The following is a 22,280-nucleotide window of genomic DNA, read 5'->3' as shown; positions in this document are numbered from 1 at the left end:
GGTGCTCTCGTCTCAGGTGACTTCGTCTTCAGGTGACTCGGTTTCAGGTGACTTCATGGAATTTTCCGGCTCGCACCGCATCAAGGCCCCCCGCAGCGCCATCTGGGCGGCGCTCAACGATCCCGAGGTGCTGCGCCGGTGCACGCCCGGCTGCCAGGAGGTGGTGCAGGTCTCGCCGACCGAGTTCACCGCCAAGATGGTGCTGAAGATCGGGCCGATGAAGGTCTCCTTCGCCGGCAATGTGACGCTGACCGAGCTCGACCCGCCGGCCTCCTGCCGCATCGTCGGCGAGGGGCAGGGCGGGGTGGCCGGCTTCGCCAAGGGTTCCTCGCTGGTGCGCCTCGACGAGGAGGGCGACGAGACGGTGCTGACCTATCAGACCGAGGCCAAGGTCGGCGGCAAGATCGCCCAGCTCGGTGCCCGGCTGATCGACGGCACGGTGAAGAAGCTGACCGGCGAGTTCTTCACCGCCTTCGCGGCGGTGGTGGCGCCGGAGGCCGAGCCCGCCGAGGGAGCGGCGAGCGAGGCCTGATCCTGCGTGCCCACCTGTGCGCCCACGAGTTCTACGTGGTTACGAATTCCGCGTGCCTGCCTGTTCGTGCCTGCCTGCCAGCGTCGCCTGAATCCGGGAGAGGTTCGATGCGAGACCTGACTTTGACCATCAACGGCGCGCCGGTGCGCGTCGCCGTCGACGAGCGCACCTTGCTGGTGCAGCTGATCCGCGACGACCTGCGGCTCACCGGCACCCATGTCGGCTGTGACACCAGCCAGTGCGGCGCCTGCACCGTGCTCATCGACGGTGAGGCGATCAAGGCCTGCGCGGTGCTGGCGGTGCAGGCGGGGGGCACTGAGGTCGTCACCGTCGAGGGGCTGGCGGCCGGCGAGGCGCTGCACCCGATGCAGGCGGCGTTCCGCGAGCATCACGGCCTGCAATGCGGCTTCTGTACGCCCGGCATGATCGTCGCCGGCATCGACATGGTGCGCCGCCTCGGCCCGCAACTCGACGAGGCGACGGTGCGTGCCGAGCTGGAGGGCAATCTCTGCCGCTGCACCGGCTACCACAACATCGTGAAGGCGATCCAGGCCGGCGCGCTCGCCATGGGCGGCGTGACGGCCCCCGCCGTCGCGGCCGAGTGAGGAGCGGGTCATGTTCGCCTTCGCCTATAGCCGTCCCGCCGATCTCGCCGAGGCGCTGGCCACGCTCGCGGCTTCCGAGGAAGCCAAGCCGCTCGCCGGCGGCCAGACGCTGATCCCGACGCTGAAGCAGCGCCTCGCCAGCCCGTCCGATCTCGTCGACCTGTCGCGCCTCGCCGCGCTCAGGGGCATCGCCCTCGCCGATGACGCGCTCACCATCGGCGCCATGACCCGCCACGTCGAGGTGGCGACCTCGCCGCTGGTCGCCGCCCACCTGCCGGCGCTGGCAGCGCTGGCGGGGATGATCGGCGATCCGGCGGTGCGCAATCGCGGCACGCTCGGCGGCTCGGTCGCCAACAACGATCCGTCCGCCGACTACCCCGCCGTCTGCCTGGCGCTCGACGCCGTCATCGTCACCGACCGCCGCGAGGTGCCGGCCGGCGATTTCTTCACCGGCCTGTTCGAGACGGCGCTGGAGCCGGGCGAGCTCGTCACCGCCGTGCGCTTCCCGCTCGGCGGTGAGGGGATCTACGAGAAATACCCCAACCCCGCCTCGCGCTACGCCATGGCCGGCGTCTTCGTCTGGCGGGGTGGCGAGGAAGTGCGCGTCGCCGTCACCGGCGCCAGCCAGGGCGGCGTGTTCCGCTGGGCGGAGGCCGAGGCGGCGCTGGTGGCGGAGTTCTCGCCCAGCGCGCTCGACGGCCTCAGGCCGGAGGCCGACGACATGATCGCCGACATCCACGGCTCCGGCGCCTATCGCGCGCAACTGGTCGCGGTGATGGCGAAGCGGGCGGTGGCGGGTCTGGCCACGGCGCGCTAGACCACCTCGCATCATTCGAGGAGGAACGCGCCATGGCCGCGATGATCTACGGCATCAAGAACTGCGACACCATGAAGAAGGCGCGCGCCTGGCTGGAGGCGCACGGCGTCGCCTATGGCTTCCACGACTACAAGGCGGTGGGCGTCGAGCCCGAGCGGCTCGCCGGCTGGGTGAAGGAGCTCGGCTGGGAGGTGCTGCTCAACCGCGCCGGCACCACCTTCCGCGCACTTCCCGACGCCGACAAGCAGAGCCTCGACGCCTCGAAGGCGATGGGGCTGATGCTGGCGCAGCCCTCGATGATCAAGCGCCCGGTGCTGGAGGCCGGCGGCAAGCTGATCGTCGGCTTCAAGCCGGAGATCTACGCCGCCGAGTTCGGCGAGTAGCGGCCGGAAGCCCTGTCGGCACCCCGGAACAGGCCCGTCGGCTCGATGAACGAGCCGGCGAGGCGCGGCGCCTCTTGATAAGCCGCGCCATCCCTGCCACATCGGCGGCCATGAACGCGCTCTCCAACTCCGCCGCCTCGCCCATCGCGCTCGAAGTCGCGCGCCGGCGCACCTTCGCGATCATCTCGCACCCGGACGCCGGCAAGACCACGCTGACCGAAAAGCTGCTGCTGTTCGGCGGCGCGATCCAGCTCGCCGGTCAGGTGCGCGCCAAGAAGGACCGCCGCTCGACCCGCTCGGACTGGATGGCCATCGAGCGCGAGCGCGGCATTTCGGTCGCCACCTCGGTGATGACCTTCGAGTTCAACGGCCATGTGTTCAACCTGTTGGACACGCCGGGCCATGAGGACTTCTCGGAGGACACCTACCGCACGCTGACCGCCGTCGACGCGGCGGTGATGGTGATCGACGCCGCCAAGGGCATCGAGGCGCGCACGCGCAAGCTGCTGGAAGTCTGCCGGCTGCGCGACATCCCGATCATCACCTTCATCAACAAGATGGACCGCGAGAGCCGCGATCCGTTCGAGATCCTCGACGAGATCGAGAAGACGCTGGCGCTCGACACCACGCCGATGACCTGGCCGGTGGGGCGCGGGCGCGATTTCGTCGGCACCATGGACATCGCCACCGGTGGCATGCGGCTGCTCGACGGCGACGAGGGCAAGACTGGCCCCCTGCGCGAGATGAGCATGGCGGCGATCGCCGGGCTGAACAAATCGCTCGACGAGGCGGCGCTCGCCGAGGAACTCGGTCTGGTGCGCGAGGGCTGCAACCCGTTCGAGCTCGACAGCTTCCTCGAAGGCCATCTGACGCCGGTCTATTTCGGCTCGGCGCTGCGCAATTTCGGTGTCGGCGACCTCCTGGAAGGCCTCGGCAAATATGCCCCGCCGCCGCGCGCGCAGGATGCCGACAAGCGCCGGGTCGAGGCCGAGGAGCCGCGCATGTCGGCCTTCGTGTTCAAGATCCAGGCGAATATGGACCCGAACCATCGCGACCGCATCGCCTTCGCCCGGCTGTGCTCGGGCAAGCTGACGCGCGGCATGAAGGCCAAGCTGGTGCGCACCGGCAAGCCGATGAGCCTCGCCACGCCGCAATTCTTCTTCGCGCAGGACCGCCAGCTGGCGGAAGAAGCCTATGCCGGCGACGTGGTGGGCATCCCCAACCACGGCAATCTGCGCATCGGCGATACGCTGACCGAGGGCGAGGAGCTCAACTTCGTCGGCGTGCCGAGCTTCGCGCCGGAAATCCTGCGCCGGGTGAAGCTGCCCGACGCCATGAAGGCCAAGAAGCTGAAGCAGGCGCTGCAGGAAATGGCCGAGGAAGGCGTGGTGCAGGTGTTCCGTCCCCATGACGGTTCGCCGGCGCTGGTCGGCGTGGTCGGTCCGCTGCAGCTCGACGTGCTGAAGAACCGGCTGGAGGCCGAATACGGCCTCGAGGTCGGCTTCGACATGTCGGAGTTCCAGCTGGCGCGCTGGGTGTCGTGCGAGGAGACCAAGAAGCTCGACGATTTCTCCACCGCCAACCGCTCCTCCATGGCGGAGGACCTCGACGGCGACCCGGTGTTCCTCGCCTCGTCCGCCTTCATGGTCGGCTATACCGGCGACCGCTGGCCGGGCATCGTCTTCACCGACATCAAGGACGTGAAGAAGAAGGCTGCGTGAACAGCGCCGGCTGCGACTCCGGCCAGCCGGCGTCGAGGCCGTCGACCACCACCCGGTCGCGGCCTGCGCGCTTGGCGCGGTAGAGCATCTGGTCGGCGGCGTTCAGCGTCGCCTCGAACGGACCGGCGTCGGTGCGGCCAAAGGCGATGCCGGCGCTCACCGTGCAGGTGAACCCCTTCGCGGCCTGCACCGACTTCGTGAAGCTCGCCCGCACCGCCTCGGCATGGGCGAGCGCGGTGTCCGGCCCGGTATCGCTCAGCACCAGCGCGAATTCCTCGCCGCCGAGCCGGGCGGCCAGCTGTCCCTTGCCCAGATGCTGGCGCAGCGCGCGGGCGAAATGCACCAGCACCCTGTCGCCGACCGCATGGCCGTAGGTGTCGTTGACGACCTTGAAGCGGTCGATGTCGAAGGCGATGACGGCGATCTCGCGCCCCATCGCCATGGCCTCGATCATGTCGAACAGCGCCCGGCGGTTGAGCAGGCCGGTGAGCGGGTCGGTCATGGCGTCGTGCTTGTGCGCCTGCGCGAGCCGGCTCTGGTTGAGCGCGAGCGCGAGGGCGCCGATGCCGGCCACGCCGGCGATGACGACGATGGCGTTGAACTGCTCCGCCCAGTTCGCCGGCGGCGCGTCGAGCACCCACTGGCCGTTGGCGAGCAGCACCAGGCCGCAGCAGGCGAAGGAAAAGCCGACCAGCAGGTAGAGACCGCACATGCTGGCGATGGCGACCGGGGCCTCGCTGCGTCCGCGCCAGTATTCCTGGGCTGTGAGCGTGAGCAGGATGGCGCTGAGCAGGTTGACGACGATGAAGCCGATGCCGTCATAGCCGAGGATGAACGGTGCAAGGCCGAGCGGCAGGGCGATCGAGGCGGCGGCGAGGATGCGCGGGATCGGCGAGGTGCCGAGGCGGAACTGCCGGGCCGCGCCGAACAGGATCGACATGCCGGTCAGCAGGAAGGTGAAGGCGGTGAACACCAGCACCGGCGAGGGATGCGCGACATGGACGCTGTAGCTGAAGACGCTGCCGACGACGGCGATGGCCGCCGTCGCGGTGGTCAATAGGAAGTTCTCCCGCCGCGACGTCACGCCGCTGGCGAACAGGATCACCGCCAGGCAGATGGCCGAAAAGCCGATGGCGATCAGCAGAGAGGGATAATCAAGCGGCATCACACCTCTCCGGCCGAACGGTCGGCCGGTCATCTTCAGAATGGCTCCCGCCAATGCATATCATCGGACGATATTGCGCGCATCATGGGGCGGTTCGGCCCGGAGCTCTTTCCGATCGGGAGCTGTCAGCCGATCGAAACGGGATACGATCGGCCCGGCACATGTCTGCTGCCCTGCCGGCGTCCTGCCGCCTTCGCGGGAGCGGCTCTCAGCGGGTGATGACGATGCGCGTGCCGGTGCGGCCATGGGCGCCGATCAGTCGATAGAACATCGCGGCATGGCCGGGGGAGAGGCGGATGCAGCCATGCGAGGCTGGGCGGCCGAGCCGGTTCAGATCATTGGTGCCGTGGATCGCCCAGCCGCGATGGAAGAACACCGCATAGGGCATCGGCGCATTGTCGTATTTTCGCGAGAAGTAGCGGCGGTGCAGGCGCTGCGGCCGGAAGCTGCCGGTGGGGGTGAGGTAGCCCTTGCGGGCGGTGGAGACCGGCCAGCTGAATTGCCGCGTTCCCTCCACCCAGACATCCATCCGCTGGCTGCCGATGTCGACATAGGCGACGACGTTGGCCATCGCCGCCGGCGCCAGGGCCAGCAGGCCCATTTGCAGCGCCAGCGCGCCGAGCAGCGCGGCGAGCAGCGGTTTCATCTCTCCCCATCCCCTGGCGGGCGGCCTTGGAAGGGCACTCTGCCATGGTCGCGCGTGCAGCGGGAGTGTGGTTGCTACTCATGGTTTGCGGGCGGGGTTCACGGCGCGCGTGGAGCCCGCCCGCGGTTTCCGGTGCCCTCGCTAGACGGAAGAGGCGGCGGGCGTGGTCGCGGGCCGGCCGCGCACGAATTGCGGCAGCTTGCTGAACTCGCCGGCCATCCAGTAGCGCTCGGAGCTCTTATAGGAGGCCCGGCAGCCCGAGGCGCAGAAGCGCACCATGTCGGGCTGGTCGAGCACCATGATGTCGTTGCCGAGCGTGGCCAGCCGGCGCGGGTCGTCGACGAGGTAGGACGCCAGCACGCGGGTGACGAGGCCCGGGCCGCTCGACAGCCAGATGGATTCACGGTCGCCGCGCAGCACCGCCGTCACCGCCTCGTCGAGCGCCTGCCCGATGAGCGGATGGCGGGGGCGCGCGGCGAGGAAGTTGTTGCCGATGGTGCCGTAATGCTCCTGCCGCAACACCATCTCGTGCCCGGCCAGGAAGGTGTCGAGCGGCGCGAGGCAGCGGTCGTCGGCATCGGCATAGACGCCGCCCTCGGCATGAAGGATGGCGAGCCGCAGCAGGTCGGCCTTGCCGGCGATGGCCGGCATGTGGCGGAAGGCGCGCAGCAGGCGGTCGTCGGGATGCTGCCGGAGCCATTCGCGGGCGGAGGCGAGCGTGTGGCGGGTATAGCCCCATTCGGGATTGCGTCCCCGCCAGCTGCCCATCAGGGCGGCCACGTCGTCGGGAAGCTCCGGCGTGTCCCAGAACTGGTGGATGTGGCGGGGAATGGGCTGGTGGCCCGGCCGCGTCGGCTTGGCGTCGAGCAGGCCGGTTTCGCGCAGATGGATCAGGAAGCCGAGGGCGCAGCCGGTATGGTGCCGGTTGGCGTTGACGGTCGCGACCCAGTTGCGCAGCGACCCCTGCACCCGCGCGGTCTGGCCCGCCGCCAGCGCCTGCGGATCGGTCCAGAAATCGTTGACGATCTCGCCCGTCAGGCCCTGCGAGACGTTGACCCCGCGCAGCCGCCGGATGCGCTGATGGGCATTGCCGATGCTCTGTCTGGCGCCGGCGACATCGAGCGCCATCAGCTGGATCTCGGCGAGCAGCCGGTATTCCTGTCCGTCCAGTTCCGGCATGTCGGGCTGCCGGTAGATGTCGAGCGCCTCGTTGACCCGCCACTGGGCCTTCAGCACGCTCGCTTCCATCTGCGCCTTCAGCCGCTGCTCCTGCCGGGTCTTCGCCGGCATGTCGGCGACCGTGGCGCGGGCATCGTCATAGCGGCCGGCCATGATGTGGAGTTTGACGTGCAGGCTCTTGAGCGGGGCGTCGCCGGAGAACCGGCCGACGGCGGCGGCGACCAGCTGCTCGGCCTCCGTGATGTACCCCATGAGCTGCAGATGGCTGCCGAGCGCGAAATGGATGGCCGGGTCGTCCTTTCGGGCGGAAAGCGCCCGCACCAGCGTCTCCAGTGCCTGGCGGGCCGAGGTCCAGCGGCCGGAGATACGCGCCAGCTGGATCCAGGCTTCCGCGGGAGAGTCCGGTGTCGCGACGGCCTGCTCGAAGAATGTGATGGCCGCCTCGTCCCGCCCGCCGGCCGCATGCATCAGGCCGAGTGCGACCAGAAGCTCGGGGTTCTCGGGAAAGGCCTTGATGGCCTCGTTCAAGATCGTCTCGGCCTGTTCCGCCCGTCCGTCGAGGGTGAGCAGCCGGGAAAGCGCGAGCACCGGGGCGATGGTCTCGGGATTCTGGACGATGCCCTGCCTCAGCAGGGTTTCGGCCTCCGCGATCTCGCCCTGCCGCCGCTGAAGGTCGGCGAGCTGTAGGCGTAGCTCGATCTCGCCCGGGGCGGCCTGCAAGCCCTGCCGCAGAATCGTTCCCGCCTCTTCCGTCTGCTTGCTGCGGATAAGCAGCCGTCCTAGCTCGAGGGCGATGGCGGCGTTCGCCGGCTGGGCGGTCCAGCCGCGACGCAGCAGCGCCTCGGCCTCGGCAAGGTCGCCCTGCCGCCGGCGAAGATCGGCGAGATTCGCCAGCATCTCGGCGTGTTCGGGGGCGTTCTCCAGCGCCTGGCGCAGTATCGCTTCGGCTTCCGGCCACTGCTTCTTCGCCAGCAGGCGCTCGGCCAAGGCATGGCCGATCAGCGGGTCGCCGGGGGTCAGCGACCAGCCCTGCTCGAGAAGCACGTCGACATCCGCGAGGTCGCGCTGTCGCCGCCGCAATCCGACCAGGTGCAGGCGCAGCTCCGCATCGGCGGGCGAGAGGTCGAGCAATTGCCGCAGGACGGCCTCCGCCTCCTCCAACTGCCTGGTGGCGATGAGCAGTCTGGCGAGCCGCATGCCGACCGCGGGCTGGGGAGAGTTCGTCCAGAACTGCCGGAGCAGCGACACGGCCTCGTCGGGGGCACCGGCCTTCCGCCGCAGATCGGCCAGGAGCAGCAGGGGATGGACCCGTCGGGGAGAGGATTCCACGATCTGGCGCAGCAGTTTTTCCGCTTGCTCGGTCTTGCCAGAGGCGGCGAGCGCCTTGGCCTTGCTGAACCGGTCGGTGGACTCGGACGTCATCAGGTCACCTGCACTGGTGTTTCGGGCCGGCAAGCCACGCGCGGCGCTGTCACATCCGGCGGGAGGGGCGTTCACGCCCGCCACGACGGACGCGGCCTCACCCCTGCCGGGATGCTGATCCGTGCCACGGTCGGGCGTCGGTCTTGGCGCGCACGCTCCGGTGTCCCTTCGAGACGCTCAGGCAACGGCAGCTTCAACGAAGTTCCGTGGTTAACCCGTGTAGTGTGGCGTTTCAAGGTCAAAGCGCTGCGGCATCGCTCCAATAATCGGCGCGGGGGAGGGGCGTGAGGCATGTAAGCCGGTATGCGGCGATGCGTCTCCGGCGTGTCGCGCCGCCTGTCTGCTGCCTTGGCGGCAAGCCGTGCTTCGAAGCAATATTGTGTAATATTTGCGCGGCATCGAGGTCTTCGCTGTTTGCCCGACCGCCGGCATCGACGTGCCCATGCCTATGCGTTCGTCTCCGGCCGGTTTTCATGCCGGCATCCGGCGAAGCCTCCCGCCGCCGGCGCCCGTCGCCGCGATCCGGACCGCGCGGGCTTCGCATCTTGGTGGTGGGCTCACATCTTGGAGGCGTTCAAATTTCATCGGGCTTGCTCTAGCGTGGCGCCGCTTCGCATGAAGAGGGGAAATCGCGACATGCTGCTGATGCTGGCCGGACTGGTGCTGTTTCTCGCCGTGCACGTGTTCACCACTTTCCGCGAGGCGCGGGCGCGGCTGGTGGCGCGGCTGGGGCTGCTGCCCTACCGGGCGATCTACTCGCTGGTCTCGATCGCCGCGGTGCTGATGATCGCCTATGGCTACGCTGCCTGGCGTGCCGCCGGCCCGGCGCAGCTCTGGGAGCCGCCGGTGGCGATGCGGCACATCGTGCTGACGCTGATGCTGTTCTCCACCATCGCCATCGGCGCCTATCTGGTGCCGAGCCACCTGCGGGCCTGGCTGAAGCACCCGATGCTGGTCGGCGTGAAGATCTGGGCGCTGGCGCATATTCTCGCCAATGGCGATGCCGCCACCCTGACGCTGGCCGGCGGCATTCTGGCCTGGGCGGTCTATGACCGCATCGCGGTGAAGCGGCGCGGCGTGCCGTTGCCGGTGGCCCCGAAGGGCTGGGGCGGCGACGTCGTTGCGGTGCTGGTCGGGCTCGTGCTTTATGCGGCGCTCGCACTCTGGTTCCACCCCTATGTGGTCGGGGTGCCGGTCCTGATGCCCTAAGAATCGCGCCGGGCGACAAGAACCGGCCGAAACGAGGAAGTGCCCGATGTCCGTCCAGTCCGCCGTCCGCCGGCTCACCGCTCCCGACATCCGCGCCCGCAAGGGCGGCGACCCCATCGTCTCGCTCACCTCCTATCACGCCCACACCGCCCGGCTGATCGACCCGCATGTCGACTTCATGCTGGTGGGCGATTCGCTTGGCATGGTGATGCACGGCATGGAGACCACGGTTCCCGTCACCGTCGAGATGATGATCCTGCAGGGCCAGGCGGTGATGCGCGGTTCCTCGCGCGCGCTGGTCGTGGTCGACCTGCCGTTCGGCTCCTATGAGGGCTCGCCGCAGCAGGCCTTCGCCACCGCCTCGCGGGTGCTGAAGGAGACCGGCGCCGGCGCGATCAAGCTGGAAGGGGGCCGCCGCATGGCCGAGACGGTGCGCTTCCTCGCCGATCGCGGCGTGCCGGTGATGGGCCATGTCGGTCTCACCCCGCAGGCGATCAACACGCTCGGCTCCTTCAAGGCGCTGGGGCGCGACGAGGCGAGCGCGGCGCTCATCCTCGACGATGCCCGCTCCATCGCCGATGCCGGCGCCTTCGCCATGGTGCTGGAGGCGATCTCCGAGCCGCTGGCCCGCCAGATCACCGCAGAGGTGGCCCCGCCGACCATCGGCATTGGTGGCTCGCCGGCCTGCGATGGCCAGATCCTGGTGCTGGAGGACATGCTCGGCCTGTCGGACCGCGTGCCGCGCTTCGTCAAGAAGTTCGCCGAGATCGGCCCGGCCATCGGTGCCGCGGTGGAGTCCTATGCCAGCGAGGTGCGCGCCCGCAGCTTCCCGGCCGCCGAGCACGTCTACGCCCCCAAGAAAGTGTGACCGGCGGGCTGGCGCGCGGCTTTGGTGCGGCATTTGCCTTGCTGCAGCCGCATCGCTAGTTTACGCGGCCTCCTCAAGGTGCCGGATTGCCGCCGCTTCCCGCGCGGCTGCCGGTGCTTCCCGACCTTTTTCCCACGGATCGCGACATGGCTGACATCTTCCACGAAATCGACGAGGACCTGCGTCGCGAGCGGTTCTCCCGCCTGTGGAAGCGCTATGGCTGGCTACTCATCGCCGTGGCGGTGCTGATCGTCGCCAGTGTCGCGGTCTGGCGCGGCATCGAGTGGTGGAACCTGCAGCAGCAGCAAGAATCCAGCGTCCGTTTCGAGGCCGCGCTGAAGCTGGCCGCCGACGGCAAGAGCGGCGAGGCCGAGAGTGCCTTCGTCGCGCTGGAGAAGGACGGCACCGCCGGCTACGCCACGCTGGCGCGGTTCCGCGCCGCCTCCACGCTGGCGACGACCGACCGCGCCGGAGCGGTGGCCGCCTATGATGCCGTGGCGGCCGACACCAGGACCGGCCCGCTGATGCGCGACCTCGCCCGGCTGCGCGCCGGCCTGCTGCTGGTGGATAGCGCCCCGCTGGCCGACATCACCACCCGCATGCAGCCGCTGACCGATCCGGCCGGCCCGTTCCGCAACTCGGCGCGCGAGGTCATCGGCCTCGCCCAGTACAAGGCGGGCGACTATGCCGCCGCCGCCAAGACCTTCGAGTCCATCCTCTCGGACGGGCAGGCGGCGCCGGGCCTGCGCCAGCGCGCCGATCTGATGCAGAAGCTCGCCAGCGCGAGCGCTCCCGCCGAGGCCGCCCCGGCCGCGACGCCGCCCGCCGCCGCTCCGGCGGCGCCGGCCGTGCAGTGAGAAGGAGGGGCGTGATGTCGTCCATGACGCGTGTTTCCGGGCGCAAGGCCCGCCGTGCCGCGCTGGCGCTTGCCGCGCTGTCGCTCGCTCTCGCCACCGCCGGCTGCGGCTCGATGGATATCGACAAGCTGAACCCGTTCCAGGAGCGGGAAAAGAAGCTGCCGGGCGCGCGCTCGGCGGTGTTCCCGGAGGGTGTGCCGGGCGTCGACTACAACGCGGCGCCGCAGCAGCCGGCCAATTCCGGCTATGATTATTCCGCCTCGACCGCGGCCAGCCCGTCGGCCACCGGCGAGACGGCCACCAGCACGTCCGCCGCCAAGCCCACTCAGTGAAGCTTGCCGGCCCAGTGATTTGCCGCCCCGGCGAACTGCCGGCCACTAACTCTCGGCGCGGGGGCGCCTCGATATGACCATGACCGTCGCCATCGTCGGCCGCCCGAATGTGGGCAAGTCGACGCTGTTCAACCGCCTCGTCGGTAAGCGCCTCGCGCTGGTCGACGACCGCCCGGGCGTGACCCGCGACCGGCGCGAGGGCGACGCGCGCCTCGGCCATCTCGAATTCCGCGTCATCGACACCGCCGGCCTCGAAGAGGCGAAGGCGGAAAGCCTCGAGGGCCGCATGCGCGCCCAGACCGAGGCGGCGATCGACGACGCCGACGTGCTCTTGTTCCTCATCGACGCCCGCGCCGGCCTCACCCCGACCGACCGCGCCTTTGCCGAACTTGCCCGCCGCTCCGGCAAGCACACCATCCTCGTCGCCAACAAGAGCGAGGGCCGCGACGCCGTCGCCGGCGCGCTTGACGCCTATTCGCTCGGCCTCGGCGATCCGGTGGAGCTCTCCGCCGAGCATGGCGAGGGCATGGGCGAATTGGTGCGCGCGCTGATGCCGTGCTTCCCCGACGACGCCGACGAGGAGGAGGAGCCGGAAGCGGAGGAGGGCAATCGCCGCATCCGCGTCGCCGTGCTCGGCCGCCCCAATGCCGGCAAGTCGACGCTGATCAACGCCCTGCTCGGCGAGGACCGGCTGCTCACCGGCCCGGAAGCCGGCATCACCCGCGATTCCATCGCGGTCGATGTCGAGCGAGCCGGAGTGCGGCTGAAGCTGTTCGACACCGCCGGCATGCGCAAGCGCGCCCGCGTCGAGGACAAGCTGGAGAAGCTCTCCGTCGCCGACGGCCTGCGCGCCGCCCGCTTCGCCGAGGTGGTGGTGGTGATGATGGACGCCACCCATCCCTTCGAGGAGCAGGATCTGCGCATCGCCGACCTGGTGGTGCGCGAGGGCCGGGCGCTGGTGCTGGCGATTTCCAAGAGCGACCTGGTCAAGGATCAGGCCGGCATCGCCAAGAAGATGCGCGAGGAGGCCGATCACTGGCTGCCGCAGGCGCGCGGCATGCCGGCGGTGATGGTCTCCGGCCTCACCGGCGAGGGCCTCGACCGGCTGGTGCGGGCGATCAGCGAGGCGCACGAGGTTTGGAACCGCCGTGTCGCCACCAACCCGCTCAATCGCTGGCTGATCGAGACGACCACCGACCATCCGCCGCCGGCGGTGTCGGGTCGGCGCATCAAGCTGCGCTATATCACCCAGCCCAAGAGCCGGCCGCCGAGCTTCGTGCTGTTCTGCTCGCGCGCCGACGCGCTGCCGGAGAGCTATATCCGCTATCTGGTGAACGGGCTGCGTGCCACCTTCGACCTGCCCGGCGTGCCGATCCGGCTGACGCTGCGCGAGAAGGACAACCCCTACGCCGACAAGGACTAAGGACCGCCCGTCGGTGACGTCCTCTTGCCGGCCGCGTGCCTCCTCCATGGGGAAGTCGGAACGTCCTGATCCGCCAGATGAAGGCCGCTCCCTCGCCCCGAGGGGGAGAGGGATGGGGTGAGGGGGCTCCACGGCTCCCAATGACGTCGCCCCTTACCGACCCAACGCGCGGGCCACCTCTCCCCAACGAGGAGGGGGAGCGTGCATCCCCGCTCGCGGCGTATGGCCGCGAGAATCGTGTAGCTGGAACGACGGACTCTCGGTCCCGATTGGGGAGGGAAAGCGCGCGATCTCGCATTGTCGTGCTGGACAACGAAGACCGAAGATTCCCGCCCACCCGGCGCGCCAGGCCCCCTCTCCCCGAGAGGGAGAGGGCTGGGGTGAGGGGGGCTCCGCGCTCCGGCATCCGTTGCCGCCCCACCCGCGCCGCCACCTCTCCCTAAGGAGCAGCAGCGCAAAGCGCGGACCCGTCCCTCAGCGCAGCGGCGGCAATCGCCGGCGCACCGCCTGCGACTTGATCACCGCCGTCGAGGTCACGGCGTGCTCGGCCAGCGCCTCCAGCACGGTGTCCATCTCCTCGACGTCGCGCACCACCAGCTGCGCGAGGAACGGGTCGTCGCCGGTGATCTTCAGGCATTCGACGATATGCGGGCAGTCGTCGATCAGCCGTTCCACCAGATGCAGCTTGCCGGGCAGCGGCCGGATGCGGACCATGGCGCGGATGGCGTAGCCGATCGCGCGCGGGTCGATCTCGGCGGAAAACCCCTTCAACACCCCCGCCACCTCCAGCCGTCGCACGCGCTCGGCGACACCGGGGGCGGACATGCCGACCAGCCGGGCGAGCTCGCTCATCGGAAGGCGCGCGTCGCGGTCGAGCTCGCTCAGGATGCGGGCGTCGAGCGCGTCGAGCCCCGAAGCCGCGGGTTGCAGCCGCATCGCCGGTTTCTCCTTTGAACCGGAGCCATCTTCGACGAATTGCCTTCGATCCTCCATTCGAATCGACGCAGGCGGGTGGCATTCTCGCCGCCTCTCGAATCGGATCCTCCGACACATGTTCATCGGTATCCTCGCCGGGCTCGCCACCGGCGCGCTGTGGGGCCTGTCCTTCGTGGCGCCGCGGGCGGTGGCGCCATTCTCCGCGCTGGAGCTCTCGGTCGCCCGCTATCTGCTGTTCGGCGTGGTCTGCGTGCTGCTGATGGCGGATGCCCGCTTCCGGCCGCTCGGCCTCACCCGCCGGCAGCTGCTGACCGGCTTCGGGCTCGGGATGCTCGGCTATTTCGGCTACTTCCTCGCCATCTCCTATGCCGTGCTGCTGGCCGGGGCGGTGGTGCCGCCGCTGATCGCCGGCACCGCGCCGGTCGTGCTCGCCGTGGTCGGCAATCTGCGCGAACCCGCCGTCCGCTGGCGCCGGCTGCTGCTGCCGCTCGGCCTCGTCGCCGCCGGGCTGGTGGTGGTGAACGCCGCCGGGCTCGGCGAGGCCGGCTCGGCCGATAGCGGGGCGATGCTGGCCGGCATCGGCCTGGCGGTGGCGTCGCTCGCGATCTGGGTGGTGTACGGACTAATCAACGCCGCCGTGCTGCGCGGCGAGCGCGCGCCCTCGGCCTTGCGCTGGACCGGGCTGCAGGGCCTCGGCGCCGGCGCCGCCTCGCTGCTGGCGCTGCCCTTCATGCTGCCCGGCGCGTCGCCGGCGGAGGGCGGGGAGGACGTACTGCGCTTCCTCGCCTGGGTGCTGGTGATGGGCGCGGTGGTGTCGTGGTTCGGCACTTATTGCTGGGTGGTGGCGTCGCGCCTGCTGCCGCTGGCGCTGTCGGGCCAGCTCATCGTCGCCGAGACCGTGTTCGGCCTCGGCTACGGCCTCGCCTATGAGCACCGCCTGCCGACCTCGCCCGAGCTGGTCGGCACGCTGCTTCAGCTGGTCGGTGTGGCGCTGGCGGTGGCGATCTTCGCCCGCCGCGCCGGGCCGGGCCGGCCGGTCACGCCGGAACCGGGAATTCCTTGAGCGCGCGGGTCGGGAAGTCGTAGAGCTTGCCGGTCTCGGTGAAGCTCGGCAGGCACAGAGCGAGGATCGCCTGGGCCACCTCTTCCGGTGCCGGCAAGGTGTTCGGGTCCTCGCTGGGGAACGCCCGGGCGCGCATGCGGGTGCGGATCGGGCCGGGATTGATCAGGTTCACCTTCAGCGCCGAGACATTGGCGGTCTCCGCCGCCCAGGTGCGGGCCAGCACCTCCAGCCCCGCCTTGGTCACCGCATAGACCCCCCAGAAGGCGCGCGCCTTGTGGGCGGCGCCGGAGGAGACGAACACGGCGCGGCCGGCGTCGGACTGCCGCAGCAGCGGGTCCATCGAGCGGATCAGCCGCCAATTGGCGGTGAGGTTGACGTTGAGCGGGCCCTCGAAATCCTTCGGATCGATCTGGGCGAGCGGCGTCATCGGCCCGAGCACGCCGGCATTGCCAACGAGGATGTCGAGCTTGCCGAAGCGCTCATAGAGCGCGCCGCCGAGGCGGTCGATGCCGGCGAAGTCGAGAATGTCGAGCGGCACCAGCGTGGCGGTGGAGCCGGTGGCGACGATGGCGTCGTCAAGTTCCTCCAGCGCGCCCTGGGTGCGGCCGGTGGCGACGACATGCGCGCCGGCGGCGGCCAGTGCCAGCGCGGTGGCGCGGCCGATGCCGCGGGTGGCGCCGGTGACGAGGGCGAGGCGGCCTTCCAGCGGCCGCGCTTGGGGGTCGGTCATCCGGCTTTCCTCGGCAGATCGTTGTCGGGAGGGGTTAGAGCCCATTCCGATCAGCTGGAATCACCTGATCGATAAGAAAGTGCTCTCGTTTCAATAGGCTGGAACATGTTCTCGTCGCGAGGGCTGAAAGGCCTCCGCGACGAGAACATGCTCTAGTGGCTGTCGTCGGTCAGCACCACGGAAGGTGCCGAGCGCTTGGCCGGGCCGTGGGTGACGGCCTCGATATTATTACCCTCGGGGTCGAGGACGAAGGCGGCATAATAGCCCGGATGATAGTCGCGCGGGCCCGGCGCGCCATGGTCGCGCCCGCCATTGGCAAGCGCCGCCTCGTAGAAGCGCTCGACGGTCTCGCGGTCCGCCGCCTGGAAGGCGAGGTGGGCGCGCCCGGTTTTCGGCTCGCCGGGCGAGACGAACAGCTCGTCGGCGTAGAAATAGTCCTCGCCCTCGACCACGGGCACGCCGATCACCGCCAGCACCGCCTTGTAGAAGCGGCGGCAACCCTCATAGTCGGCGACCACCAGCGAGACATGGTCGATGAGCCGCCCGCGATGCCACTGGTTCAGCTCGACCATGTTCCGGCTCCTCGAAATCGACGGGGACGATGGGCGTTTCCCGCTCCCCGACGGGGAGAGGGGAGGGTGAGGGGGCGTTGCGCTCCGGCCTTGAAGCCTCTGCACCCCTCACTCGACACGTTGCGCTGGCCACTTCTCCGTCGAAGCCGGATGTTTCCGGCTTCGACCCTGTCGGATCCGAACCCGGCTACAGCTGGGTTCGGGAGAAGGAAGCACCCGCTCAGCTGGCCTCGGCCAGCAGCGACAGCTGGCGCGACGGCACTTCGCCGGTGCGGTCGGTCAGCGGGGTGGGGTATTCGCCGGTGAAGCAGTGGTCGGTGAACTGCGGCGTCACCGGGTCGCGGCCCTCATAGCCCATGGCGCGGTACACGCCGTCGATGGACAAGAAGGACAGGCTGTCGGCACCGATATAGCGGCGCATGCCCTCGACGTCGTGGGTGGCGGCGAGCAGCTTGTCGCGGTCCGGCGTGTCGATGCCGTAGAAGTCGGGATGGGTTATCGGCGGCGAGGAGATGCGGAAATGCACCTCGCGCGCCCCGGCCTCGCGCATCATGCGCACGATTTTGACCGACGTCGTCCCCCGCACGAGGCTGTCATCGAGCAGCACGATGCTCTTGCCCTCGACCACCGAGCGGTTGGCCGAGTGCTTCATGCGCACGCCCTGGTCGCGCACCGATTGGGTCGGCTGGATGAAGGTGCGCCCGACATAATGGTTGCGGATGATGCCGAGCTCATAGGGGATGCCGGCGGCCTGCGCGTAACCGATGGCGGCGGGCACGCCGGAATCCGGCACCGGCACCACGACTTCCGCATTGGCCGGCGACTCCAGCGCCAGCTGCAGGCCGAGCTGCTTGCGCACCTGGTAGACGCTACGGCCGCCAACGAACGAATCCGGTCGGGCGAAATAGATGTACTCGAAGATGTCCGGGCGCGGCGCCACTGCCGGGAAGGGGCGCAGCGTCTCAACCTTGTCGGAGGAGAACACGATTACCTCGCCGGGCTCGACGTCCCGCACGAAACGCGCACCGATTATGTCGAGAGCGCAGGTCTCGGAGGTGAGGATCGGGTGGCCGTCGAGCTCGCCGAGCACCAGCGGGCGGATGCCGAGTGGGTCGCGCGCGCCGACCAGCTTCTTGTTGGTGAGGCCGACAAAGGCGTAGGCGCCCTCGATCAGCTTCAGCGCGTCGATGAAGCGCTCGGTGAAGCGCGGGCGCTTGGAGCGGGCGACGAGGTGCAGCATCACCTCGGTGTCGGAGGTGGACTGGCAGATGGCGCCGTCGCGGATGATCTGCCGGCGCAGCGTCAGGCCGTTGGTGAGGTTGCCATTATGGGCGATGGCGAAGCCGCCGCCGTCGAGCTCGGCGAACAGCGGCTGCACGTTGCGCAGGATGGTCTCGCCGGTGGTGGAATAGCGGACATGGCCAACCGCGATGTGGCCCGGCAGGCGCTTGATCGCCTCGCCGTCGGAGAAGGCGTCGCCGACCAGGCCGAGCCGGCGTTCCGAATGGAAGCGCTGGCCGTCGAAGGTGACGATGCCGGCGGCTTCCTGCCCGCGATGCTGCAAAGCGTGCAGGCCGAGCGCGGTGATGGCGGCGGCGTCGGGGTGGCCGAACACGCCGAACACGCCGCATTCCTCGCGCAGCGTGTCGCCATAGGGATCGAAAGTGTCGGTTCCCGGCGCGCGCTTGTCCGCGAGGTCGATGGCCGAATTCTCAAGGGTCCTATGGGTCATGTGACCTTGCTCCGCTTCACGCAGTCCCGGCTGCGCACGCATCCGCGTGGTGTGTTCCGAAGCACTTTTTGTTGAACGGGAACGGGTTCCCGCTCGCCAAAACGCTCCGGCGTCTTGATCCGAACGCCACAGCGCCGGAAACGATCCCGTTCCGGCGCTGCGTACGAATTCACTGTGCCGGAGGAGCGGCCGGTCCCGGTGCCACGGGCTCCGGGGGAGGTTCGGTCGGTTCGGCGTCCTTCGGGCTGCGAATGTCGCGTATCAGCTTCTCGGGATCTTCCGGCAACACGGAAATGAGCCAGTCGCCCGCACTTTGCAAGACCACCCGCGAATGCGCATTGCGAATCCAGTCCGGCTGCCCCTGCTCGTTCTGGACCAGCCAGTTGAAGAACAGGAAGGCGACCACCATTATAAGGAATCCCCGTGCGAGACCGAACAGGAAACCCAGCGTGCGGTCGAGCGCGCCGATGCGGCTGTCGAGGATCGCATCCGAGATGCGCACGGTGATGATCGAGACGATCAGCAGCGTCACCAGGAACAGGCCGCCCACCGTCGCCGCCATGGCGAAGGTGTCGTTGCTTATGTACTGCTTGGCGTGGGGCAGCAGGTGCGGGTAGCCGTACAGCGTCACCACCGCCGCCGCGATCCAGGACGCGATGGCGAAGACCTCGCGCACGAGGCCGCGGACCATGGCCAGCAGGCCGGAGACCACCATCACGGCGATGAGGATGATGTCGAGCAGCGTCAAATCTAGCACACCGTGATCGAAGCGATGGCCCGCAGGCAAAACCGCGGGGGCGAATCTGCAATGTCGGTACCCTGCGCGGGCCGGCGAGGTATAGCGCGAGCCGCCTGCCGCGTCATCCCTGTTGGTGGAAGGACCGACGCGTCGTCCCCGGCCATCGCAGCGGTGCCCCGCCCGCCCCGGTCCGTCCCTTCCACTATTCCGCCTCCATGTCGATCCGCGATCGCCCCGGCCGGAGCGAAATACCGGGCGGGACTGCTTCCAGACATTCAAGGCATCCCGTATCGGCCTGTCCCGCGTCATCCCTTCTTTCTGTGAGGGAGAGAGGGGTGAGAGGGCCATGACGCGGGCTTCACATATTCATCCCGCCGACGCGTCGTGAAGGCGAGGGCTGGTTCTCCGGCATTCGCGCGATTCTGAACCGGCCTCGCGCTCGTCGGGCGGACGGAAGTGCGCGTTCTTTTCCGCACTCGCGCCGACGGGGCGCCCGCATAACGGGTCGGCGAGGCGCGCGCGATTGGGAAGCCGGGTGGACCCTTCGCCCGTCTCCATCGCCATCGCCATTGTCCGGTGCGGATCTCATTGAATGCGGCACCCGGCACAGCCGCGTTCCGGGCGGGAGAGGAGCCGCTCGGCGTGCCCACCGCGCGCCCCTGGGAAGTGGCGCCCCCTCACGCCCCCTCACGCCTCCTCACGCCTCCTCACGCCTCCTCGACGGCCCGCGCGCCACGTCGCGGGCCTCGCGCGGCGATGCCGGCGACGAGGTCGGCGAGCGAGCTGATGACGTCGAGCGGGATCGGCGGCGCGCCACCGTCCCGCTCCTTGCCGCCGCGCTCCTTGCTGCCGCGTTCGCTCGCCTTGGCGTCCGGCACCACGGCGCGGGCGAAGCCGAGCTTGGCGGCTTCCTTCAGCCGCGCCGGGGCGTGCGGCACCGGCCGTGCGGCGCCGGTGAGGCTGATCTCGCCGAAATACACGTTGTCGGCCGGCAGTACCGCGCCCGACAGCGAGGAGACCAGCGCCGCCGCCACGGCGAGGTCGGCAGCCGGTTCGGAGATGCGGAAGCCGCCCGCGACGTTGAGATGCACGTCGTGCCCGCCGAGCTTGATGCCGCAGCGCGCCTCCAGCACCGCCAGCACCATGGAGAGCCGCGAGGGATCCCAGCCGACCACCGCGCGGCGCGGCGTGCCGAGGCTGGTCGGCACCACCAGCGCCTGGATCTCGACCAGCACGGGGCGCGTGCCCTCCATGCCGGCATAAACAGCCGTGCCCGGCGCGCCGCGGTCGCGGTTGGATAGGAACAGCTCGGAGGGGTTCGGCACCTCTTCGAGCCCGAGCCCGGTCATCTCGAACACGCCGATCTCGTCGGTCGGCCCGAAGCGGTTCTTCTGCGCCCGCAATATACGGAACTGGTGCGCGCCGTCGCCCTCGAAGGAGAGCACGGCGTCGACCATGTGCTCGACCACGCGCGGGCCGGCGATCTGCCCGTCCTTGGTGACGTGGCCGACCAGGATCACCGCCGCGCCGGCCTGCTTGGCGTAGCGGATCAGGATCTGCGCCGAGGAGCGCACCTGCGTCACCGTTCCCGGCGCCGATTCGGCGCTGTCGGTCCACATGGTCTGGATCGAATCGATCACCACCAGCACCGGGGTGCGCCCCTGCGACAGGGTGGCGGCGATGTCCTCGACATTGGTTTCCGCCGCCAGTTCCACCGGGGCGTTGGCGAGGCCGAGCCGGTCGGCGCGCAGCCGCACCTGCTCGACCGCCTCCTCGCCGGAGACATAGATGACGCGGTGGCCGGCGCTGGCCAGCGTCGCCGAGACCTGGATCAGCAGCGTCGACTTGCCGATGCCGGGATCGCCGCCGATCAGCAGCACCGAGCCGGGCACGATGCCGCCGCCGGCGACGCGGTCGAATTCGGCGATGCGGGTCTGGGTGCGCGGCGGGCTGTCATTGGTGCCGGCGAGTGACTGAAGTTCGATCAGCCGCCCCTTGCGGCCGGAGCGGTGCGCCGCCGGCAGGGTGACGGCGGCGGGGGATTCCTCGGCGATCGAGTTCCAGGCGCCGCAGGATTCGCATTTGCCCTGCCAGCGGGAGTGAAGAGCGCCGCAGGCCTGGCAGATGAAGGACGGGGATTTCTTGGCCATGGACGGCGGGTACCTGTCGGCGAGGAACGATGTTCCCCTTATGTCTCATCCCTGCCGCCCGGCGCAAGGCGGGCGGTGGTCAGGTCCAGCGCCGGTGGAAGCGCCGTCCCAGCGAGGTCAGCACCTCATAGCCGATGGTTTGCGCGTGCCGGGCGAGGTCGTCGACGCCGATGCCCTCGCCGATCAGCGTCGCGACATCGCCGGGGCGGACGGCATCCGCCGGCAGGTCGGTGATGTCGACCGTCATCAGGTCCATGGAGATGCGCCCGACGAGCGGGCAGCGCCGGCCGGCGATCATCACCTCGGCGCCGACCTGCGTGTCGGAGGCGCCGGCGAGGCGTGGAATGCCGTCGGCATAGCCGGCCGCGAGGATGGCGACACGGGTGGGTCGCCGCGCGGTCTGCGCCGCGCCATAGCCGATGGTCTCGCCCTCATGCACCTCGCGGATCTGCGCGATCCGCAGATCGAGCCGCACCACCGGGCGCAGCGGGGCGCGGTCGCTGCGGAAGCGCCCGCCATAGAGCGCGATGCCGGGCCGGACCATGTCGAAATGCAGCGCCCTGTCGCCCAGCGCGCCCGCCGAATTGGCGAGCGAGGCCCGTACCCCGGGGAACAGCGCCGCGACGGCGCGGAAGTCCTCCAGTTGCCGGGCGGTGAGCGGGTGGTCGGGCTCGTCGGCGCAGGCGAGGTGGCTCATCACCAGCACCAGCGGGAAGCCGAGTTCGTCGCGCCCCTCGGCGAGGCTGATCGCCTCCGCCGGCGAGACGCCGAGCCGGTTCATGCCGGTATCCACATGCAGCGCCGCCGGCAGTGGGCGGGCGACGCGTTGGCAATAGGCCTGCCATTGGACGATTTCGTCCTGACTGCCCAAAACCGGCCGGAGATCGTACTCATCGTACACCTCATCGGTCCCGGCGAAGAGGCCGTTGAGCACGAAGATCTCCGCCTGGGGCAGCAGGTCGCGCAGCCGCCGCGCCTCGACGAGCAGGGCGACGAAAAAGCTGCGGGCGCCGGCGTTCCACAGCGCCGTCGCCGCCGGCTCCAGCCCGGTGCCATAGGCGTCGGCTTTGAGCACAGCGGCGCAGGCGGCGGGAGCCACGCGCGCGGCGATTTCCGCGTAATTGTCTGAAATCGCTTGTAGATCGACGATCAGGCGACCGCCCACCTCGGCATTCGCCCGGAAAAAATCAACCATGGAG

General features: G+C 69.5%; 21 protein-coding genes. 11 read left to right on the top strand and 10 right to left on the bottom strand.

The window, feature by feature from the left end; genetic code table 11:
* The first annotated feature begins 55 nt into the window (after positions 1-55).
* The 5 genes from LGR54_RS11765 (at position 56) to LGR54_RS11745 (ending at position 4,058) form a co-directional block, all read left to right on the top strand.
* Entirely contained in the window at positions 56-532 is a 477-nt protein-coding gene (locus LGR54_RS11765) for a CoxG family protein (RefSeq protein WP_230362158.1), read from the top strand.
* 107 nt (positions 533-639) lie between these two features.
* Positions 640-1,137: a (2Fe-2S)-binding protein gene (locus LGR54_RS11760; RefSeq protein WP_230362157.1), complete on the top strand. Its 498-nt coding sequence runs from the start codon at positions 640-642 to the stop codon at positions 1,135-1,137.
* A gap of 10 nt (positions 1,138-1,147) precedes the next feature.
* A complete protein-coding gene (locus LGR54_RS11755) occupies positions 1,148-1,954 on the top strand; it encodes a xanthine dehydrogenase family protein subunit M (protein ID WP_230362156.1) in 807 nt (268 codons plus the stop codon).
* A gap of 32 nt (positions 1,955-1,986) precedes the next feature.
* Positions 1,987-2,337: an ArsC family reductase gene (locus LGR54_RS11750; protein WP_230362155.1), complete on the top strand. Its 351-nt coding sequence runs from the start codon at positions 1,987-1,989 to the stop codon at positions 2,335-2,337.
* A 110-nt stretch (positions 2,338-2,447) separates the two neighbouring features.
* Positions 2,448-4,058 (top strand): peptide chain release factor 3, encoded by a 1,611-nt coding sequence (locus tag LGR54_RS11745; RefSeq protein ID WP_230362154.1) that lies wholly within the window; start codon positions 2,448-2,450, stop codon positions 4,056-4,058.
* Here LGR54_RS11745 and LGR54_RS11740 read toward each other — a convergent pair.
* The 3 genes from LGR54_RS11740 to LGR54_RS11730 form a co-directional block, all read right to left on the bottom strand.
* Complete coding sequence (locus LGR54_RS11740; RefSeq protein ID WP_230362153.1) at positions 4,030-5,223, bottom strand: diguanylate cyclase; 1,194 nt, start codon at positions 5,221-5,223, stop codon at positions 4,030-4,032. The two genes, LGR54_RS11745 and LGR54_RS11740, sit on opposite strands and share 29 nt — an antisense overlap.
* 208 nt (positions 5,224-5,431) lie before the next feature.
* Entirely contained in the window at positions 5,432-5,869 is a 438-nt protein-coding gene (locus LGR54_RS11735; RefSeq protein ID WP_230362152.1) for a L,D-transpeptidase, read from the bottom strand.
* Positions 5,870-6,010: 141 nt separating this feature from the next.
* Positions 6,011-8,470 carry a tetratricopeptide repeat protein gene (locus LGR54_RS11730; protein WP_230362151.1) on the bottom strand — a complete coding sequence of 820 codons (2,460 nt, stop codon included), beginning with the start codon at positions 8,468-8,470 and terminating at the stop codon, positions 6,011-6,013.
* Positions 8,471-9,106: 636 nt separating this feature from the next.
* On the opposite strand from LGR54_RS11730, the gene LGR54_RS11725 reads away from it, so the two are divergent.
* From LGR54_RS11725 to der, 5 genes are all read left to right on the top strand, one after another.
* Positions 9,107-9,679, top strand: coding sequence for an NnrU family protein (locus LGR54_RS11725; protein WP_230362150.1), 573 nt, complete (start codon positions 9,107-9,109; stop codon positions 9,677-9,679).
* A gap of 46 nt (positions 9,680-9,725) precedes the next feature.
* The gene (gene panB / locus LGR54_RS11720) at positions 9,726-10,547 is read left to right on the top strand and encodes a 3-methyl-2-oxobutanoate hydroxymethyltransferase (RefSeq protein ID WP_230362149.1); all 822 of its coding nucleotides are present in this window, start codon (positions 9,726-9,728) and stop codon (positions 10,545-10,547) included.
* Between the two features lie 146 nt (positions 10,548-10,693).
* Positions 10,694-11,404 carry a tetratricopeptide repeat protein gene (locus LGR54_RS11715; RefSeq protein ID WP_230362148.1) on the top strand — a complete coding sequence of 237 codons (711 nt, stop codon included), beginning with the start codon at positions 10,694-10,696 and terminating at the stop codon, positions 11,402-11,404.
* 14 nt (positions 11,405-11,418) lie between these two features.
* Positions 11,419-11,736, top strand: coding sequence for a hypothetical protein (locus LGR54_RS11710; RefSeq protein WP_230362147.1), 318 nt, complete (start codon positions 11,419-11,421; stop codon positions 11,734-11,736).
* 73 nt (positions 11,737-11,809) lie between these two features.
* Positions 11,810-13,159, top strand: coding sequence for a ribosome biogenesis GTPase Der (der, locus tag LGR54_RS11705; protein WP_230362146.1), 1,350 nt, complete (start codon positions 11,810-11,812; stop codon positions 13,157-13,159).
* Between the two features lie 474 nt (positions 13,160-13,633).
* Here the strand turns inward: der and LGR54_RS11700 are convergent, their stop codons facing one another.
* Positions 13,634-14,095: an Lrp/AsnC family transcriptional regulator gene (locus tag LGR54_RS11700; RefSeq protein WP_230362145.1), complete on the bottom strand. Its 462-nt coding sequence runs from the start codon at positions 14,093-14,095 to the stop codon at positions 13,634-13,636.
* Positions 14,096-14,210: 115 nt separating this feature from the next.
* Between LGR54_RS11700 and LGR54_RS11695 the strand changes: the two genes are divergently transcribed.
* Positions 14,211-15,158, top strand: coding sequence for a DMT family transporter (locus tag LGR54_RS11695; protein WP_230362144.1), 948 nt, complete (start codon positions 14,211-14,213; stop codon positions 15,156-15,158).
* Here the strand turns inward: LGR54_RS11695 and LGR54_RS11690 are convergent.
* The 6 genes from LGR54_RS11690 to alr form a co-directional block, all read right to left on the bottom strand.
* Positions 15,133-15,888 carry an SDR family NAD(P)-dependent oxidoreductase gene (locus LGR54_RS11690; RefSeq protein WP_230362143.1) on the bottom strand — a complete coding sequence of 252 codons (756 nt, stop codon included), beginning with the start codon at positions 15,886-15,888 and terminating at the stop codon, positions 15,133-15,135. The genes LGR54_RS11695 and LGR54_RS11690 overlap by 26 nt on opposite strands.
* A 152-nt stretch (positions 15,889-16,040) precedes the next feature.
* Positions 16,041-16,460, bottom strand: coding sequence for a VOC family protein (locus LGR54_RS11685; RefSeq protein ID WP_230362142.1), 420 nt, complete (start codon positions 16,458-16,460; stop codon positions 16,041-16,043).
* Positions 16,461-16,680: 220 nt separating this feature from the next.
* The gene (gene purF, locus LGR54_RS11680; protein ID WP_230362141.1) at positions 16,681-18,192 is read right to left on the bottom strand and encodes an amidophosphoribosyltransferase; all 1,512 of its coding nucleotides are present in this window, start codon (positions 18,190-18,192) and stop codon (positions 16,681-16,683) included.
* Positions 18,193-18,361: 169 nt separating this feature from the next.
* Positions 18,362-18,940: a CvpA family protein gene (locus tag LGR54_RS11675; protein WP_230362488.1), complete on the bottom strand. Its 579-nt coding sequence runs from the start codon at positions 18,938-18,940 to the stop codon at positions 18,362-18,364.
* Between the two features lie 698 nt (positions 18,941-19,638).
* Positions 19,639-21,081 (bottom strand): DNA repair protein RadA, encoded by a 1,443-nt coding sequence (radA, locus tag LGR54_RS11670; protein ID WP_230362140.1) that lies wholly within the window; start codon positions 21,079-21,081, stop codon positions 19,639-19,641.
* 79 nt (positions 21,082-21,160) lie between these two features.
* On the bottom strand, positions 21,161-22,276 hold the full coding sequence (gene alr / locus LGR54_RS11665; RefSeq protein ID WP_230362139.1) for an alanine racemase: 1,116 nt from the start codon (positions 22,274-22,276) through the stop codon (positions 21,161-21,163).
* Between the last annotated feature and the right edge of the window lie 4 nt (positions 22,277-22,280).

It is taken from the genome of Ancylobacter sp. Lp-2, assembly GCF_020523795.1.
Classification (GTDB): Bacteria; Pseudomonadota; Alphaproteobacteria; order Rhizobiales; family Xanthobacteraceae; genus Ancylobacter.
Note: the sequence above shows the minus strand (reverse complement) of the source record. Positions and strands in the feature narration are given on the sequence as shown.